An 18,688-nucleotide genomic window follows, 5' to 3' on the forward strand; every position below is an offset into this window, starting at 1 on the left:
GGTTTGAATGGTTTGAATGGTTTGAATGGTTTGAATGCGACAGTCAAATCAAACAGAAAAAGGCCATAGTTGGCCCATTCGTTAAAGGTGTGAGTCGTTTAATTTTTTTAGCCTAACCGTTTAGCTTACTCGTTGAAGCCAACCGCTTGATGTTATCGGTGCAGATAAAGACAGCCGAATTTATATCAGGCTGTTCGAAATATGGCTTAAATGCATTTCCAACTCATCTTCAGTTTTAGGAAGGCAGTTCAATTCAAAAGAGAGTGGCTTGCTACCATTGAGCATGAACACTGAGCTTGCGCCATGATCATAGTGGAACCATTTTCCATTGACACAAAGATCGGTATAACAATTTGGTAATAGTTCCATCGTGCACCTCTAAATGTTACGTTTCAGTTATTGTTAAAAGAGATAAAGTCATTAATTGCGTGAGCCTTGCGGTGTAACGGCAATCTACGTTTGTGACTTAGCTCACTCTTATATGACCTGAAAAGGCGTAGGCACTCATTGATCTAAATCAAAGCCAATGTGATTAGCGATTCTGATGACGGAACTCAGCAACATTAAAATCTAATTGAATAGACTTTCACATTAAAAAAAGATGAAACGGTGCTGAGCGGTTGGCATCGTAGCGATATGTACTTCCTTACTGAGATTATTGCGCTACAGTTAGATTTGTCGCCATAAGTGGGGGCTTTAGCCTACGCTATTACAGCGGCTATTTAATTAAATGCCACTTATTCTACTTTGATCTGAGTCAACACGTTGCATGTCGAATCAATTCAATATTAGCGTATGGGATAATACTTATATAAGGGGGACGAGTGGCGGATGCAAAGCTTATTTTACTGCTAAAAACCTGTATTACTCTTGGCGTGCTACTCATCTTGCTGGGGATCTATTGCCATAACTTTAGTGCGTCAGTAGAGGCGATGGGAGTCAATGGCATCATTATCAGTGCAATGTGCATCGCTTTTGGTATGGTGCTGTCATTGCCAACAAAAATGTATCTGACGTTTATTCTCGTTAGAAGAGAATCAGAGCAGCAAAAGCAACAAGATTAGGCTTGTTTTGATTTATGAAATGGATCTAGCGTATACCACCTATGATAGAGCATAGGGCGTTATATCGGCTTTATGTTGAATGGGAGTAGATGAGCGATTAGTCGTAATAGTTTATCGTTGGCTCGTTTACTGAGCTGTAATACCACAGAAAACATCTGCAAAACTCACTGCAATCGCATCGACAATAGGTTCAAGATTTTTAATTATGAGAAAGACAAAAGGTGAACCTGATGGTTTGCCTTTTTGATCTAGTCTGAGCAATAAAGGGAAATGCTAGGCTTTAGAAAGCCAGATTCTAGGCATCAGAACTTAAATTTTTAAGGTCTAAATCTAGTCAGAGTTATCAGTATTTGTAGGTATAGCTCGCAACATAGTTCTGGCGACCATCACCAATATTTGCCTCAAGATCAAATGCATGGTGCTTGGTTAAGCTCCAGTAAAAAAACAGTCATACTGTGTCTAGACAGTTTATGATTGCTATTTTTTGCAGCTCTAACTGCTCTAACTGCGTTGTACCATTATCTAATTTTTCATCAATGTCATCGATAGCTTTTTTTAAATCATTAGTACGTTGGACAGCTTGCTCTTTTTCTAAAAAATATGGCAAGTCATTAGCAACGGGTAGGCCTTCAATTGAACTAAGTTCAGTTGATTGAGCAAAGAGATAAGCTGGGAAAAGGCAAACTAGTAAAAGCTTTTTCATAAGGTCCTGTTGCAAATAAAGTCAAATAGGTGAGGAGGAGAAACACTAATTGTTGATTAATTTGTTAAAAGGAAATGGCTGCTTCAGAACAAATATAGTGTAAACCTAGTATTTAACAAACCTGGCCCGCAGAGGGCATAGATAAGGCTTATAAGAGTCAGTTGACTGGTTAAGACGGTTATTTCTCTAGTCCAGCGAAGCTCTTTGGGATTCTTATAAGCAAGCTTCATTCACGATATCAAAAGGTATTAGCAAATGTAGAAGGTCGTTAGTTATGTTATTTTCCCATTTACGAGACCTACGATTAACCACTGTCATTGGGTTAGTAGGCGTTAACAGGGACTGAGGTGCTTGTTGATGCATTCTGGTTGGTGAGCTATAGAGATGGCTTAGTGACCCAAATTTTTGACATCTGCAATAATAACCAAATTGTCTGCCTATATGCCATTAGCTGCAAGAACGATGCGATGTACTTAATACAAATCAAGTCATATAGTATAAAAATGTAATGGGGATCCCCTAGGGCAGTAGTTGTAATATGTTTTTACTAACGGATTATGCTGTGAGAGTCATAATGGATATGTTCCTATATAGCGTATTTTAAGCATGTAATAACCTACTAAACGTTTAAAAAACATGAACAAACTCTAATGGTATCCCATATTGTATTTCTTTGTGCCCTTCACGTTAACTCCAATTTACTTGATTTGTTCCACAAGTACTCATTTGTATTTTTTTATGGATTACAATTTACAACTTTTTAATTAACCTCTCATAAAGTGACAGATAATTATTTATTTTTTGATGTAATTCATTCGTCTGTATAACGTTTTCTTAGTGATGTTTTAGATTACAAATTAGGGTGTTCTGAAAATAAAACTTGATTATTGATAGCACTAAATTTTTGATTCCTTACTTTAGGTAATTATTATATTTGAAGTCAAATGACGACTATATCGAAATCCATTCTAAAACGGCAAGGTTAATGATAGAACGACTAATCGCTACAAATCCTAAGTGAAACGGTATGATGTGTTGTTGGAGAAGATAGTTGAGTTCAATGACCGGATCCAATGCAGTTGTATCGGACTGAATAAGTAACTTTATGCCTAATATTAATCTGTCTCAGCTTGTAGGCTTAGCTTTATCTGTTTGTTATCAATGATTTTATGGTGATTTATGTAACAGCATATATTAGCTAGGCATGTTAGGTGGAACTTTGTACATAACTTGCCAATGTTGTCATATTTAATAATGTTTTACACTCAGTAATCAGTTAATTCTACCGAATGACTTACTGGTGAGAGTATGAAGAACGAGCAAGTAACAGGACTTTATTTTAATGAGAGCAACCATCGTATGTGGATTATGTATACACAGTTATACCCCGAACGTATCGATGGCGTAGACAGAGAACTATATGTGGGACTATTAAAACAATTAAGCAAAACTAATGGAACGCGTGATGACCTCTACCAATTACTCTTATTCAAAAGACAAGCAGAACCATGTGTTTTCGACGTTTTTGAAACATCTTCGTCAAAATAACGACCTGTCACAAGAGCAGCTATGTTTACACCTTAGGCAACACAGTAGTCTTTTTTATAACTTAGATACTATTACTGTTAGTCGCTGGGAGCGTGGTGTCAATATTCCATCTTTAGCTAAACAAGCCGAAATAGTTGAACTGTACGATAATGAACTCACTAGTATTTATAGCCGGGATAAACAGTTCTTAAAAGAGTGTAGCAATTTAGTGGCTATTCCTAATGCGCCGGAGATTAAATCAAGCCACCCCTATTACGCAAATGATGAGTATCAGATTAAAAATATTGATATTGAAGATGATAGTTTTTACTTAGTGCTAAAGATGATCCTACGTTATGAAGGTAATCCAAGTCTTAAATTAAAGCATCCTCTTGAAGATTTTTTTTGGTTGAAAAATGTAAAAATATCCATAGCAATCGCATTTAACGGTCAAATTGTTGGTCATGGTTTGTACCTTGAAACATCGGCTCAAAATTTTCTTGAACTAGTCAATATCAATAGTGATCTTAGTGAAATAGTGGCTAATTGCGATAAAAAAGATCGTGACGCAATGTTAGTTTTGTCCTCCGCAGGTGCAACTAAACAAGTTGAGAACAGCATCATGTCGACCTATATCAATCAATTTTCTCAGCAAAAATATCTACGCTACCTCTGCTTTAGCATCTGTGATGAAGGCTTCATCAAAAAACTAAACACGGCCAAGTTAGAGCCGTTTAAGGCAAGAAATATGGAATTTAACGACAGAATGATTGCTATTCACTCCTTTCTATTAAGTCGCTCTGAATTGATGGCGAATCGATTTTTACTCAAGCTGGCGGTGATATCGCCGAAGCGATTAGTCACCTTTCTTGGCAATGATGAACAAGGAGGTTGCTCATGAAGATACTTATTGTTGATGATCAGGCATTTGTAAGAGAAACAATAAAAAGCGAGTTTGCCCAAATAGCGCCTGAGGTGATTTTTGATTTCCATGAAGCAGATTGTGGTAATAAGGCAATCGAGATGCTTGAAAATAATAGCTTAAGTGATCTGCCAACTATCGAATTGGTGATTGCAGATCTGAAAATGGAAAATGGTGATGGTCTCGCCATTATCAACCATATGGCGACAACCCGTAGCCGTGAGATCCCAATAGCAATAGTCAGTTCTTCTGATAAACGAACACTTGAACTCATTGGTAATATTACTAACAGTTTTAGTTTAAATTTAGTCGGGGTATTTCAAAAACCGCTGGATATTAATGATATTTACGCTTCAATAGCAGCAAAAAAAGCCTTTCCACAAGAACCGGATATATCCGCAGACATCACGCCTATTTGTAATGAGGCGAACATCACTTCATTACTAAACGAAGAGAATTTGTTTCTGTGCTATCAACCAAAGATAAATATAAAGACAGGTGAACTAGTCGGTTTTGAGGTTTTGTCTCGGCTTTGCATTCAAGGTGATGGGTTTATCTACCCTGATAAGTTTATCCCTTTGATTGAAAAGGCTGGCTTGAATTGTCAATTTACCAAGTTAGTGCTCAATCAGGCGTTATCGCAATGGCATCTATTTGAGAAACTTAAGAGCTATAGCTTATCCATTAATATTAGCGCTAATGATTTGTTATCTGATGACTTTATTAATTACGTAATTGATAAACATTTAACTAATGCTGATATTAAACTCATGCTCGAACTGACTGAGTCTCAACAAACGATCAATCAAGATCGCTCCTTACAGGCTATCGCTAAGTTGATTATTAATGACATTCCGATATCGCTAGATGACTTCGGTAAAAGCTATTCCACTTTTGATCGGTTAGACAGTATTCCATTTGATGAAATCAAAATTGATAAAGACTTTGTGTCAGACCTTGACGTCAATTTACAGCACCAAGCCATTGTTGAGTCTACGATTGCTTTAGCCCGTAAACTCAATGTCAAAGTTGTTGCTGAAGGGGTAGAAACCTTATCGGTACTAAAGCGGCTACAAATGCTCGGATGTCATGTTGCACAAGGTTATTTCATCAGCCCCCCCATCGAAGGCCGCTATTTAATGGCTTGGATTAATGATTACAACCTACAACACGAGCGCCAATATGTCAGCTGCTAGCCAAGGGATTAAAACTAAACTCCGTACTTTTTTTGCTCATTTCAATGATGATAGTCGAAGTCACCTCTATGGAGTATTAGCATTAGAACTGGATAATCTGGCTTTTGAGACGAGTTTATTATCTAGCACTAATACCGTTAATATTTCGGCACAACTTCATAAGTACAAAGGGATATGTCGGTATTTGAAAATTCACAATGAAGCGCTATACAGCGATGAAACCAATAAAATTGAACTGCTCGGGAATATCACTAGTCTTCAAGGGTTGCTTAAGGATATTGAAAGTGAAATTTAGTGGTCTTGCCCGCGTAGCCTTTGTCGTTGGGGTGTTAGGTACAATGCTGATTGATGTTGCGCTTTGGAATCATGGCCAAGGGGAAATGGCGAAGCAATACCAAAGTCGGGCTGATAAGCTGTACGATTCATCTAGAGACATGTTAATCCAGCACCGAATTATGATGGATGCACTTCGCTCGTTTTTTAATGCTTCTGATGAGGTCACTAATGCCGAGTTTACGCTCTTTGCTAAAGACTTACTGAAAATAAAATCGGCAATTGCATTTACGTTGGGTGCAGATTTAAAACCGAAATATATCTCCGACCCGGAATTTTATGATGTTATAAATTCCGGGCGTGTTCATACCGAACTTAACGACAACATAACTTATGAGGTTGAAGATTTTGCCACAATAGTGATTAGTATTGATGAGCCTAAGCAACCCTATCTAGTTTATGCGGTTTCTCATAAAAGACTACAGCGAAAAATAGAAGAAAATATTGATGTTTGTGAGAGGTTTACGTTAGGCGATAGGACACTTAGCAATCTCGAATGTCAGCGCCATGAAGGCAGGTTTTTAGCCTCGTTACTTGGGTTTCATTCAGAGCAATTTGTTGATCTACCAGAATATAATACCAGCTATCGTTTGTCTGTTGATTACATGCCAACAAAGAAAGAGATGCTTGAAATAGCACAAATTTTAGTCGTATTTACATTGTTCGGATTGACGTTTTCACTGCTCGTTTCTTTGATGATTCAAAATCGTACCGATAAAGAAAAGCAGCGTATTGAGTCAAACTCAAAATTGGCATTATTGTCTACACTCAATCATGAGATTAGAACACCGATTAACGCTGTTTTAGGTTATGCCAATATGTTAAAGGCACAGGCTTGTTGTTCAATAAGTGGTAAAAATACCCTCGATAAAATCATCTGGTCAGCTAACTTACTTAATAGCGTTGCACAAAACACATTAACCTACAGTAAGGCTAGCTCAGGAACTTTAAAGCTGCATTATGAAGAGATTAACTTTCCCCAATTGCTGCACAATATTGACGATTATTATCGGGCGTTTAGTCATACACACAAAAAACACTTGGAAATGGAATTTTCTGGGGATATTCCTGAGTTTATTCAATTAGATGATACTAAGTTTTTCCAGTTAACCACCAATTTTCTTAATAATGCCTTTAAGTACAGCAGTGGAGACCTTGTGATCTTTAATGTCAAAGTTAGTCCATTGCCACACCATTTAGTGGATACGTCAGAAAGGGGGAAAAAGCCTTTAGATGGCTTTGTTAGAGTTGCAGTTAAGGATTTTGGCAAAGGAATGTCAAAAGCATCAATGGAAGCAATAACAAAACCTTTTACCACAGATTTGAAATCGTCCTTGGCGCTTAAATCGGGCATTGGAATTGGCTTGTATACCTGTAAAAAAGTGATTGAGAGTGTGGGAGGTAGTATCAGAATCCGCAGTCGTAAAAATCAAGGCACTTTAGTTATCTTCCAATTTCCTTTTCGGCTAACTAATATGTCACATGGCCAAGAAAGTGTAGTCGACCCAATGGCCAAGCAGTACCATCCAAGTGTGAGTGTAACTGAGGCAAAGGAGACTCAGCAGCTGGCCACAAATGCCAGAATTTACCAATCCAATGTAACCAACAGAAAGCAGGTATTACTCGTAGATGACAATCTTTTTAATTTAGAGGTCTGTAAGTCAATGCTCGAAAGTGATGGGTACATAGTCACAACAGCTAAAGATCGACGAGAATCAATTCGTGCATTAAATAACATTTATGCTGAAGCTCAGGAAGCTAGTGAGGCCCCCTCTCTTATTGTATTAATGGATTACATGCTTGACGAAACTGATGGTTTAACACTGATATCGTCATTAAGATCGTTAGGTTTTCATCAGCCAAAGTATTTTATTCTCTCTGCCAATTGTAAAGATGAAATACCAAAGTCAGCTCTGTTTCCTGAGATTACTTTTTTACAAAAACCACTTGATATCAAAACGATAAGAGCGCTAAATGACCCGAGTTTTCTCAAGCTATTTTGAAGTTAAAGCTAACTAGATAATATCTAGAGTTTCTCGCACTAGTTAGACGTTTTATTCATACCAATTCAAATGTTATCTTGAAAAGAAATAGCTCTATAAGTTGTTGATTTGGATGGGCTTAGTAGTGGGGTGGATGGCTCGTTATGGTCTGTAAAGTCCGCCTCCTATAGTATTAAGGTCACTGCTATTAGCTCTTATATGAAGAGCCTGAAATATCTGACATTCGTCGCGAGCAGACATTATCGATAACCTCTTTTTTCAGATTGTTCGATAACCATGCTTTACTTCTATTTTAAGCTACTACTTTACATTTCAGAGGGTAGGTTAACCCATTCTATTGAAATCATTGATGAATAAATATTGTTGGAGTTTTTTTGAATAATACTAGAGGCAGCCTGTTTATGGTTGCAGCAATGGCAGCGTTTTCCATAGAGGACATGCTGATTAAAGCGGCCGCTGAGACAACATCTCTTGGGCTTATTTTGGCGCTATTTGGCCTTGGTGGGATGTTGATTTTTATATTGTTGACGTACCGGCAAGGGCAGCGTGTTATTCATCCTGCGATATTATCTAAAGCAGTATTAATGCGGGCTGTCTGTGAGATTGTCGGGCGGTTTTGTTTTGCCTTAGCGATTACATTAACGCCTCTATCGAGTGCATCGGCGATCTTGCAAGCGACTCCCCTAATTGCAATGATAGGCGCAGCGCTGCTATTTGGCGAGCAAGTGGGGGTTAAGCGTTGGCTTGCTGTGCTGGTCGGATTTATTGGAGTGTTAATGATTATTCGTCCAGGCCTTGCAGGATTTGAGGCGGCGTCTTTATTTGCGGTAGTGTCAACTTTAGGCTTTGCTGGTCGAGATTTGGCAACTCGTGCTGCGCCGCCAGTTTTATCCAACTTACAGCTTGGAGTGTATGGCTTTTTCGTGTTGATCCCGACAGGTTTAGTCATGCTGATATATCAAAATGAACCGCTTCAAATCAATGGTACTGCAACGATACAGATTTTAGGGGCGATAGTGTTTGGGGTGATGGCATACAATGCATTGACCATCGCGATGCGTGCGGGTGACGTGTCTGTTATTGCTCCTTTTCGTTACACCCGTTTACTGTTTGCTTTGGCGTTAGGCATTTTTGTATTTGGCGAGTCGCCCGATCTGCTGACTCTATTGGGCAGTTTACTGATTGTTGCCAGCGGCGCTTACACGCTTATGCAAACGCGAAGTGTGTTGAAAACGAATACAGCGTAATAGCATGTTAAATGTACTGCGTAGATCTGCATGCGAGTAGTGAAAAGATCTGCTTCTTATTCAGGAGCTATGCGGCAGCAGTTAAATATAACCACTGCCGCATTTAATGACTTGCTCGCTTACTTTTAAGTATAACGTTAAGGCTGTTTTTTTAGCACGTCATCTATGTCTGCTGCGCTATGACGCTCGGCGAGTTGCTCCCATTCTTCACCCCAAGTACGGTTAACTATTTGGCCCCGCTTAACGGCACTGCGCTGGCTAATCTGTTTGGCCCAGCGCTGAACGTGTGTGTAGCTCGAGACATCAAGGAATTCTGCTGCATCATAAATATTACCGAGTACTAGGCTGCCGTACCAAGGCCATATTGCCATGTCGGCAATACTATATTCATTACCCGCGATGTATTCATTGTTTGCCAGTTGTTTGTCGAGTACATCCAGTTGGCGTTTGGTTTCCATAGTGAACCGGTTGATTGGGTATTCGAATTTCTCGGGTGCATAAGCATAAAAGTGTCCAAAACCACCGCCAAGATAAGGCGCTGAACCTTGCAACCAAAATAACCAGTTCATGGTCTCTGTGCGCGCTGCAATGTTACTCGGTAGGAAATGGCCAAACTTCTCTGCAAGGTACAACAAAATACTGGCTGACTCGAATATTCTGATGGGGCTCTCACCAGAATGATCAACTAAGGCGGGGATTTTGGAGTTTGGGTTAATATCGACAAAGCCGGAAGAGAACTGATCGCCTTCACCAATATTAATCAGATAGGCATCGTATTCCGCTTCGGTAACCCCTTTAGCTAATAACTCTTCCAGCATAATAGTGACCTTTTGGCCATTAGGCGTTGCCAGCGAGTGCAGTTGCAGCGGCTGCTTACCGACTGGAAGATCGTGCTGATGTCTGGTACCTGAATCCGGTCTGTTGATGCTTGCCCATTGGCCACCATTCTCGCTATCCATTGTCCAAATGTTTGCCGGTGTATATTCTTTGCTCATAAAGTTTCCTATTGGTTTAGTCACTATTACTTACCGATATGGGGCTGATTATCTAGATTAAAACCTTTGTGGGTAGAACTGTTGGTAATGAGAAAGTATTACATCGTCTAACTTAAATATCGGTCGGTGGGGTGATTAAACATAAGCACTTTTTAATCATCTTGCTAGTGGTAGGCTCAGCTTTAAGCCTACCACTTATTTGACGGTGTTAAGCCAAACTCAAATAAATGGCAGCGCCACTGGCGATGAGCGCGAGTAATGGCAACGCACTTTGAAGCATTTTAGTTTGTAACAAATTCCGATGTTTCTCTGTGCAGTACAGTGTGTTTTGGGTTTCAGTTATGGCATCGGTTAACTGAGTCACTTTTGCATCGGCATTCTGTATACCTTGACTCATTTCAGCAGTGATTAGCTTTAGCTGTGCCATTGCCTGAGTTTGAGACTGAAACGCTTGTGTCATTTGCTCTTTGTTTGATTGAAGTGACAAGCCCATTTCACTGCTGCTCTGCTTAAGTTGTTCAATGGCTTGAGCTTGAGATTGAAGCGTTTGTATCATGTGCTCTTTGTCTAACTGGAGTGATTGAATTTGCGCTGTTAAGTGGTGTATCACTTTGTCTTGTGACATGTCTTTTTGCTGTTTAGCGACACTTTTTTGCTGTAATTCAACAATCAATTGTTGACGGTTATCCGCGCCTCGAATGATTTTTTGTGAGGTTTTATCAAGGTGGGCAATCTTTGCGCTTTGTTCGCTATCAAGGATCTCTTTGACCTCGACAAAGTCATCAAGCTGGGTCAGTTTCCGTTCATGGTTTTCTATCTGTTCCGATTGTGCCAGTTGATAACTGACCTGCTGCTCGATTTTAGTGACGATCGCGATCGCCGCGTCTTTTTGGTTGGAGTCTAATGTAAGATCATCTTCTTTCAGTCGAGTCATTTTCTCAACCAGTGCTTGATGAAACTCCTTTAAAAAGCCATTTTTTATGTTTTGCACTTTAAGGACGATCGTTAAAATGCTTTGAGTGACCTCTAAACTGGCACCAAGATTTTCGATCATCGCGGCGAGATCTTTATCATTGCGGCCTGAAATACTCCCTAGCGCAGTCCCCCAAAAGCCTTTTTCACTTATTTGAGTTGCTAGCTTTTGCACATCTTTGGTGGTTTTTAAGGCTGAGGTTAATTTGCTGAGATTACCTTCAAAGTCTTGATAGAAGGCTTGGTACTCTTTTCGTTCGATTAATGTTTGCTTGGTGGTTACTAACGTCACTATTTTGTTCCTAAGGTAATACTGTTTAGTCTGTCTTCAATGCTAAAAGGGCTGATGGCTTGATGCTGCTTGAGTGTTGCAGTCTGCACTTTTAAATCAACAATCAGCTCTTTGGATGACCGCAAGTAATCTTCTAATCCATTGACTAAAAACATACTTTTTTCAGCGTTACTGACCAGTTGCTCACAGGCACTGACTTGTTGTTGGTAAGATAGTTGGGCGGTAAATTTAAAGTCGATAATTTTTTCGACAATCAATGGGATAATCCCTGAAAGATAGTGGCTTGAAATACCAAAACCAATCGCTGCAATAGTGGCTGCCAAATAGGGGGCGAATGGCGTAATGGCTGGAAATAGCGCGATAAGATTGGCTTCAATTATCGGATCTAATGCATCCCAAATAACAAGACAGCCACTGGTAATAATGGTTTCTGAAATTTTTTGAATCAACTCCGCTTTGGAAAGGGTTTTCGCGCCTTTATAGAGTTGCCATGCGGCGTAACCAAGGTCAAAAATGTTACGTGCCAGTTGGTACACCTTGCGTATTGCACTGGCAAAAGCATTAATGATGAATTCAAAAATGCCTTTGAGCAAGGTTCCTGGGTGCTTAACGATATTCTCAATGACATGCCAAATTTTACTGAATAGGCGTTTGATGCGTATTTTCAGTTTGTCTTCGCCACCACCGACGATATCAACTAACTCATCTTTGAGGGCTTTAAGGCAAGCTGTGATTAAGTTTTCAAGTACTGACCAGCCGACGTTACTGGCGGCTTCCTTTGCTGCGCCAGCGGCTAAACTCGCAGTACTGCCAGAGGCATCTTTCATCTTCTTGGCTTCAATGTTTGAGCGTGTGCCTTGCTCCTGCAGTAACTCTTCGCGTGCATTGACCTCTGGAGCTGCCTCTTTAATTAGGTGAGCTTCAATGGCGGCTGCCGTTTCTTTTGATTCACAGCTGATAAATTTTACCGTGCAGCCCTCTGTTAGCTGGCTACTCAATTTGTATTGCTCGCCACTGTCGAGTTTTTGTTTGTTTTCATTGAGGTGGCCAGCGTGCCAACGGCGACGAATGTTAGTGCTATCGCCGACATAAACTGCAGAGTTGTTTTTGTCATAAACAACATAAACTCCGGGAGTCGAAGGCACTTGGTGTAAACCTTCCGCAATACCATTTCTAACGGTGAACTGACCATCGAACTGCATATCTGATAGTGATGATATGCCGTGCGATAGGCTTTTAGCGATCATCTCTTTCCACGCCACACCACGATTGGCAACAGCCATCACAGAGTCGCTAGAGGTGGCGCTTAATGTGTCGGAAATTGAGGTGCTAATCGTTGCCTTATGACTATTGGGTAAGGAGTTGTTTTTGTTTCTGGCACCACCGACAAGCTTACGTGTGACATTATCTATTGCCTTATCAACAATGGCGTTAGAAAGTGGCGATAAAGTATGTGTGGTATCGGGAATGGGAGAGTCATTCACTTTGTAAATCCTTGCTATACGCTTGGCGAGTGCTCGGCTTGCCTTGGCAAGTTAGCGGGAATGGCTGTTATTGACTGGTCATAAAGTGCGTGTATTGCTTGAATCCTGCGGTAAGTAAGCTTCAGGTATCGTGATGAGCGATAACGAGGATTTCAGGCAGCGAAGCACGTACTATATTAATTGAGTCTTAACATGATGAATTGAAACTAACATATTGTATTTACTTGAAATAGAGTGTTAGCTCTCATTATGAAGTTAAGCTTAATCGTTTGCTTGTTTTTAGTGCTGTTATCGCTAATAAAGGAAACAATAAGGGGCTTGTCATTTAACCGCTAACAAAGAAGGCCTCTGTCATCAGGCCTTCGCTTATATCGTGATGATTGTTTAAGTTAGTCTATCTTGTCGTAATAACGCGGCTAAATGGCAGATATTAGCGACTGTATCTATTATTTTTCCGCTCCATAAACCGTGCACCAGTCATTTTTCATATCAATTAGGTGCCAGTTGCTTTTTTGTTTGGCTTCATCGAGCGCTTTGTCTAAACGGCCGACCGATGAGTCACGGTCATACTGCCATTCACGCTCGCTATCAGTATGATGCACTATCATCGCCATACTCGGACTATTTTGGCTGGTACTCCATTGCAACATGGCATGATCGCCATCGGAGTTACCAACTGCCAGTATGGGTTTTTTACCAATAATACGTTGAATATTTTCAACCTTTACCTGCTTATCATTATTAGACACTAGCGTGCCGTTTTTAACGAGAAGGGTATCACCGTCGATTTTCACGACATCATAGCCAAAGCTGCTACCAATGACATTCTCTGCCGGTATGCCATAAGCTTGCTCTGTCCAGGCTCGCATAAAATCAGTACCACCACCGGATACAATATAGTTAGTAAATCCATTTTCCTTTAGGTAATCCAACATCTCTTTCATTGGTTGATAGGTTAGGTCAATGTAGGCACGGTTGAAGCGCTGATCTTTGCTCTTGGTCACCCATGTATTGACTATCTGCTGGAACGCCTCAACAGTGACCCCTGTATGCGTAGCTTGGAGCAACTCAAGTAATGCATGGTGATCGGCTTTCATCAGCGATTCTAGATCGTCTTCGAGTACCCATTTAAAGGGCGTTTTTGTTTTCCATTCGGGGTTGTTTTTGGCCTGGCCTTTTATTTGCTCTATGGTAAACACTAGCTGATAGTACATCGGTTTTTCAGACCACAAGGTGCCGTCGTTATCAAACACGGCGATACGATCTTTTACTGCTACATACTGTGGACTTTTAGGATCCGTAACCTCTTTTACAAAGGTCTCGATTGCAGTTCGGCGCTCACTTTGTGACCATGACTTCAGGGCACTGTCACTTGATTGGCAACTCATGGCTAGGGCGGGGGCAGACGAGAGTGCTAGCATAACAACCAAAGATAGAGATTGAAGTTTCATAAAGTAACCCTTTAGTTTGATGGAATATCAGTTAAACAAAAAAATCAGCTAAAAATAACAGGTAAAAACCCTCGTTTTATGATGAAACTAAAGCTCTAATTCGAAATTAAATCAAGTAGCTTGAGAGCTTTATTTAAAACTCAGCCGCTATTGTTATGCAACTCAGTTTAAATCCTTTGTCAGTAGCGCTAAAATAGTCACAATATCGCACTATAAGCGTGGCTACTGAGATCGGTTGCCTACGTAAAAATGAAGAGAGTATAAAGATGAATGATGAACAAAGTGTTATCGATAGCTTAGCTAAACTAGAACAATTTCTGCTGTCAGTGGAAAATGGTGGTTTAGGTCTTGCAGGGATCGAGGGCGTTGGTATGGCTACCAATAACGCCGACGGTCGCCATTTTGTTGCGGTCTTCGATAATAAGCACAAATTATTGCATGCGCGCTGGATAACCGATGAGATTTTTGCAACGGGCAAAGATATGGTGGGCAATGGCGTAAAAGGAAAGCACTAAACGCTTTTATTTTTTAAAATATTTATAAAAAATGCAGTTCAGCGAACTGAACTGCATTAATTTCAAGTAGATTAAACAGTGTTAGCTATTTGCCTACATTACCAAATACGTACACGCTCATCTTCTGCTAAATAAAGTGCATCGCCTGGTTTAACGTCAAATGCTTTGTACCAAGCATCGTGGTTGCGAGGTGCTTGAGCACGATATCGCCCTGGAGCATGTGTACCAGCTCGAAGCTGATTAAGCATGCTTTGCTCGGTACGTTTTTCTTTCCAGACTTGTGCCCACGCAAGGAAGAAGCGTTGATCGCCAGTGACGCCGTCGATTACCGGTGCTTCTTTACCATTAAGGCTAAGCTTATATGCGTGGTACGCCATAGAAAGGCCGCCTACATCACCAATGTTCTCGCCTAAGCTGTTACGACCATTAACGAAATTTTCAGGGATAGGCTCATACTGACTGTATTGAGCTGCTAGTTGATCTGCTTTGGCATCAAATGCGGCGCGATCTGCATCAGTCCACCAATTGCGTTGAATACCATTAGCATCAGATTTAGAGCCCTGATCATCAAATCCGTGGCCCATCTCATGGCCGATAACAGCACCAATACCGCCATAGTTCACGGCAGGATCGGCATTTGGGTCGAAGAACGGAGGTTGTAGAATCGCCGCTGGGAATACAATCTCGTTAAACGAGCTATTGTAATAGGCGTTAACACGTTGCGGTGTCATGCCCCAGCGATTACGGTCAGTTTTCTGTAGTTCTTTAGCCACACTATCAGCTTTAAAGTACTCACGTAAATTGTGAAGGTTACCCACTAGATCTGTCTTTGTCAGGGCTAAACCCTCAAATTCTTGCCAAACATCAGGGTAACCAATTTTAGGGGTGAAAGCGGCAAGCTTGGCGTGGGCATTTACTTTTGTTTCTGCACCCATCCAGTCAAGGCCATCAATACGTTGGCCCATTGCAGTGCGCAAATTCTCAACTAGCGCTGACATTTGCTGCTTAGATGATTCAGGGAAGTAACGTGCTACGTATACTTTACCAATGGCAAAGCCTAATGACTGCGTGCCTGACATTTCAGATACCGCACGTTTCCAACGAGGACGAGGCTCCTCTTGTCCGCTTAACTCTTTGCCGTAAAAAGCAAAGTTAGCAGCGTAGATATCTTCAGATAACACATCAGCGTTGTTACTCACTGTATGAAAAGTAAGGTAGTCTTGCCAAACCTTGAGCGACTCGCTGTTAACTAAGCCAATCATGGTTTTCACTGGATCTGGTTGTGAGATATTCAGCTGAGGAACCTTGTATCCCGTTTCTGCAAAATACATATCCCAATCAAAACCTGGATACTCTTTAGCAAGATCTGGGCGCTTAACTTGGTTTAAGGTTAAATCACGGTTTCGACGTTTCTCTCGTGGCCACTGCCCTTCAGCCATCTTGGTTTCAAGTGCCAGGATAGCTTCTGCACGATCTTCGGTATCTTTAACGCCTGCAAATGCCAGCATCTCTGCGATGTGATTGACGTAAGCAGTACGAATTTTTACAAAACGTTCGCTGTCTTCAAGGTAATATGAACGGTCTGGTAAACCTAAGCCGCCAGCGCCAATAGACATTTCGTATTGATTTGGGTCGAGGCGGTTAAACCACATCCCACCTGAAATAGGTGACGTTGCGCCAGTAAGCCATGCTTGGCCAAAGACCTTGGTTAGATCATCCGTTGTTTTTATCGCCGCGATCTGATCAAGTGTGCCTTGAATTGGGGTTATGCCCAATTTATTAATGGTGTTGGTGTCCATGTATGACTGGTAAAAGTCGGCAATTAATTGCTCTTCAGCATTTAGATCGCTACGACTGGCAATATCATCGATAATCTCTTTAACTTGTGTTTCGCTGCGCTCAGCAAGACCGGTGAATGCACCATAGCGTGTCTTGTCTGCCGGCATGATGTAATTGTCATACCAGGTGCCGCTGGCATACATAAAAAAGTCATCACCAGGTTTGACGGCTTCATTACGCGCCGATAACTCAACGCCAAAGCTACCTAGCTCTGCTTTGTTTGCTGTTGTCTTAGTGACTTCTGTTGTTGCTTTGCTGTTGTTAACATCCGAAGTACCGCAGCCGCCTAAAAAGGCAGTGGCTAGGGCAATAGCAATTAGTGATTTTTTCATTATTTTATGCTCTTCCTTGCTGAAGTTATTATAATTTTTTAGCGATTCTATCTTCTATAAATGGCATAAAATGTCAACTGCGCAATTGTTAGCAAAGTTATAATGAGAGGCTACTTTAGGCCTTAATGCACTCTTCTGTTCTAGTATGTTCTCTTCCATCATGAATATTAAGTGACATTAAGGTCAGGTTTAGACGGCGAAGATTAGGCTGTACTATTGAATCAAACTCCGTTAGTTCATTATCGATTAAAACGAGATCAGTTAGTGCTGACATGTAACGAATTTCATCGACGTGGGTTATTTGCTTATCAATGCAGCTGAGTTCATTAATCTTTGATAGTTCTGTAATGCCGGTTTGTGCAATACATTGCGCAAACTTTGGATCCTTAAATTGAATATCGTTGACATTTTTTGGTGAAAGGACGCAGCCACTTAATGCAGGCAGCGTCATGCCTAGTATGTTGATGGTTAACTTCGATCATGTCATAACATAACTTCTATTTCCCTTAGTGGTTGCAGTGCACCTTCATCTAACCAGTAATTCTATTTATGCTATAAAAAAACAAAGGGGAATTAACATAAAGTTATTTTTATTCAATCAATAATTGCAATGTTTTAGGCATTTTTAGAACTGTTGATGCTTTACGGGGAAAAGTGAGTTAGTGATGAACATGTGGTGGCGGGAGATTGGTTAAGCACCTATAAAAAATGCCATACAATACGATTAGGTATGTATGGCATTCTAGTCAATACACTGATGAGAAGTCGCTGGTTAAATGATCGTCATCACGTCTTTTGAAGCCAATCGTGATTTTGGCAAGTTAGCATTATAATCTTCATCTGGGTGGTGATAACCGATGGCTAACGCCACTTCACAGACATAACCGCCCAGTTCATCTTTAAATATTTCACCGATAAGCTCGCTATCAACACCTTCCATCGGTGTTGAATCGATACCAAGACGGGCGAGAGCATGCATCGTATTACCTACGGCTAAGTATGTTTGCGACTTAGTCCAAGCTTCATTGTTACCTTTTTCGTCAGTGTTGAGTGATACAAAGGCAAAGCCGCCAAACGCTTGCTCTCTATCTTCAGGTTTAGTACGACCATCTTCGATCCCCTTATCAACCACTTTAGCGTAATCCTCACGAGTGTAGCTTGGATTGTGTGCAAACAAGATGACATGCGATGCTGACTTTATATGTGGTTGGTTAAACTGGAATTTATTGGCAAAGGTGTCATGCATGCGCTGCTTTGCTTGATCACTCTCAATGACGATGAATTTCCAAGGTTGAGAGTTAATTGAAGACGCTGATAGGCGCATTGCTTCATAAATTACATCAAGATCTGTTTGCGGAATACGCTTTGACGCATCGTATTTCTTAGCTGTGTAACGCTTGTCTAAATCGGTAATGATAGGGTGAGTCATGAAATTTTCCTTTTGATGCGAGTGTTATTGGACTGGCACCATTAATATTGTTTGTAAGTTGGGATTAAAACGCACATCAGCCAATTTTAGTCATTTCATTTATGCTAAATAGCTCAACGCGGCCTTCTGTGGCGGCGATGTAATCAGCTAGGTGACTATTTGCTAGATGTGTTTGTAATTGTTCACGTGATTGCCAGTTTTCATAAAACACAAAGTGGGCAGGGTTTTCATTGTCCTGGTGTAAGTCATAGTTGATGCAACCTGCTTCAGCGCGGGTAATGTCAATAAGCTTGATTAACTCAGCTTTGACGAATTCAATGCTGTCTATTTTGGCGATGATGTTAGCGACGATAGTGAGGTTGGCCATGCTGAACTCCTGTGTTT

At 40.7% G+C, this 18,688-nt stretch carries 17 protein-coding genes; 7 read left to right on the forward strand and 10 right to left on the reverse strand.

The features are described 5' to 3' along the window. Positions 1 to 180: 180 nt before the first annotated feature. Positions 181 to 369, reverse strand: coding sequence for a hypothetical protein (locus CXF82_RS03240; RefSeq protein ID WP_101093035.1), 189 nt, complete (start codon positions 367 to 369; stop codon positions 181 to 183). A 455-nt stretch (positions 370 to 824) separates the two neighbouring features. Between CXF82_RS03240 and CXF82_RS03245 the strand changes: the two genes are divergently transcribed. Continuing rightward, complete coding sequence (locus CXF82_RS03245) at positions 825 to 1,064, forward strand: hypothetical protein (protein WP_102038144.1); 240 nt, start codon at positions 825 to 827, stop codon at positions 1,062 to 1,064. Positions 1,065 to 1,512: 448 nt separating this feature from the next. Here the strand turns inward: CXF82_RS03245 and CXF82_RS03250 are convergent, their stop codons facing one another. Continuing rightward, positions 1,513 to 1,767, reverse strand: coding sequence for a hypothetical protein (locus CXF82_RS03250; RefSeq protein ID WP_102043645.1), 255 nt, complete (start codon positions 1,765 to 1,767; stop codon positions 1,513 to 1,515). Between the two features lie 1,465 nt (positions 1,768 to 3,232). Between CXF82_RS03250 and CXF82_RS03255 the strand changes: the two genes are divergently transcribed. The 5 genes from CXF82_RS03255 (at position 3,233) to CXF82_RS03275 (ending at position 8,995) form a co-directional block, all read left to right on the forward strand. Next, the gene (locus CXF82_RS03255; protein WP_198553555.1) at positions 3,233 to 4,195 is read left to right on the forward strand and encodes a helix-turn-helix domain-containing protein; all 963 of its coding nucleotides are present in this window, start codon (positions 3,233 to 3,235) and stop codon (positions 4,193 to 4,195) included. Beyond that, entirely contained in the window at positions 4,192 to 5,412 is a 1,221-nt protein-coding gene (locus tag CXF82_RS03260; protein WP_102043646.1) for an EAL domain-containing response regulator, read from the forward strand. The genes CXF82_RS03255 and CXF82_RS03260 overlap by 4 nt, the downstream gene beginning before the upstream one ends. Next, positions 5,399 to 5,707, forward strand: a complete 309-nt coding sequence (locus CXF82_RS03265; protein ID WP_102043647.1) for a hypothetical protein — start codon at positions 5,399 to 5,401, stop codon at positions 5,705 to 5,707. The genes CXF82_RS03260 and CXF82_RS03265 overlap by 14 nt, the downstream gene beginning before the upstream one ends. After that, positions 5,697 to 7,748 carry an ATP-binding protein gene (locus CXF82_RS03270; protein WP_102043648.1) on the forward strand — a complete coding sequence of 684 codons (2,052 nt, stop codon included), beginning with the start codon at positions 5,697 to 5,699 and terminating at the stop codon, positions 7,746 to 7,748. Before CXF82_RS03265 ends, CXF82_RS03270 begins: the two co-directional genes overlap by 11 nt. 374 nt (positions 7,749 to 8,122) lie before the next feature. Continuing rightward, positions 8,123 to 8,995 (forward strand): DMT family transporter, encoded by an 873-nt coding sequence (locus tag CXF82_RS03275; protein WP_232775144.1) that lies wholly within the window; start codon positions 8,123 to 8,125, stop codon positions 8,993 to 8,995. 137 nt (positions 8,996 to 9,132) lie between these two features. Here the strand turns inward: CXF82_RS03275 and yghU are convergent, their stop codons facing one another. The 4 genes from yghU to CXF82_RS03295 all read right to left on the reverse strand — a co-directional run bounded on the left by yghU (position 9,133) and on the right by CXF82_RS03295 (position 14,189). After that, positions 9,133 to 9,990 (reverse strand): glutathione-dependent disulfide-bond oxidoreductase, encoded by an 858-nt coding sequence (gene yghU, locus CXF82_RS03280; RefSeq protein WP_102043649.1) that lies wholly within the window; start codon positions 9,988 to 9,990, stop codon positions 9,133 to 9,135. A gap of 208 nt (positions 9,991 to 10,198) precedes the next feature. Continuing rightward, entirely contained in the window at positions 10,199 to 11,254 is a 1,056-nt protein-coding gene (locus CXF82_RS03285) for a coiled-coil domain-containing protein (RefSeq protein WP_102043650.1), read from the reverse strand. Then, a complete protein-coding gene (locus CXF82_RS03290) occupies positions 11,254 to 12,738 on the reverse strand; it encodes a GIY-YIG nuclease family protein (RefSeq protein WP_102038149.1) in 1,485 nt (494 codons plus the stop codon). Before CXF82_RS03290 ends, CXF82_RS03285 begins: the two co-directional genes overlap by 1 nt. A 446-nt stretch (positions 12,739 to 13,184) precedes the next feature. Continuing rightward, positions 13,185 to 14,189, reverse strand: coding sequence for an HAD family hydrolase (locus CXF82_RS03295; RefSeq protein WP_102043651.1), 1,005 nt, complete (start codon positions 14,187 to 14,189; stop codon positions 13,185 to 13,187). A 266-nt stretch (positions 14,190 to 14,455) separates the two neighbouring features. On the opposite strand from CXF82_RS03295, the gene CXF82_RS03300 reads away from it, so the two are divergent. Continuing rightward, positions 14,456 to 14,704: a hypothetical protein gene (locus CXF82_RS03300; RefSeq protein ID WP_101093014.1), complete on the forward strand. Its 249-nt coding sequence runs from the start codon at positions 14,456 to 14,458 to the stop codon at positions 14,702 to 14,704. 98 nt (positions 14,705 to 14,802) lie between these two features. Here CXF82_RS03300 and CXF82_RS03305 read toward each other — a convergent pair whose 3' ends face one another. The 4 genes from CXF82_RS03305 to CXF82_RS03320 form a co-directional block, all read right to left on the reverse strand. Further along, positions 14,803 to 16,875: a M13 family metallopeptidase gene (locus tag CXF82_RS03305; RefSeq protein WP_102038151.1), complete on the reverse strand. Its 2,073-nt coding sequence runs from the start codon at positions 16,873 to 16,875 to the stop codon at positions 14,803 to 14,805. Between the two features lie 115 nt (positions 16,876 to 16,990). Continuing rightward, entirely contained in the window at positions 16,991 to 17,326 is a 336-nt protein-coding gene (locus CXF82_RS03310) for a hypothetical protein (RefSeq protein ID WP_102038152.1), read from the reverse strand. Between the two features lie 321 nt (positions 17,327 to 17,647). Further along, a complete protein-coding gene (locus tag CXF82_RS03315) occupies positions 17,648 to 18,304 on the reverse strand; it encodes an NAD(P)H-dependent oxidoreductase (protein ID WP_101093009.1) in 657 nt (218 codons plus the stop codon). Positions 18,305 to 18,380: 76 nt separating this feature from the next. Further along, on the reverse strand, positions 18,381 to 18,688 hold a 308-nt coding region (locus tag CXF82_RS03320), incomplete at its 5' end, for a putative quinol monooxygenase (RefSeq protein ID WP_374702351.1).

The organism is Shewanella sp. GutDb-MelDb, from assembly GCF_002836075.1.
Classification (GTDB): domain Bacteria; phylum Pseudomonadota; class Gammaproteobacteria; order Enterobacterales; family Shewanellaceae; genus Shewanella.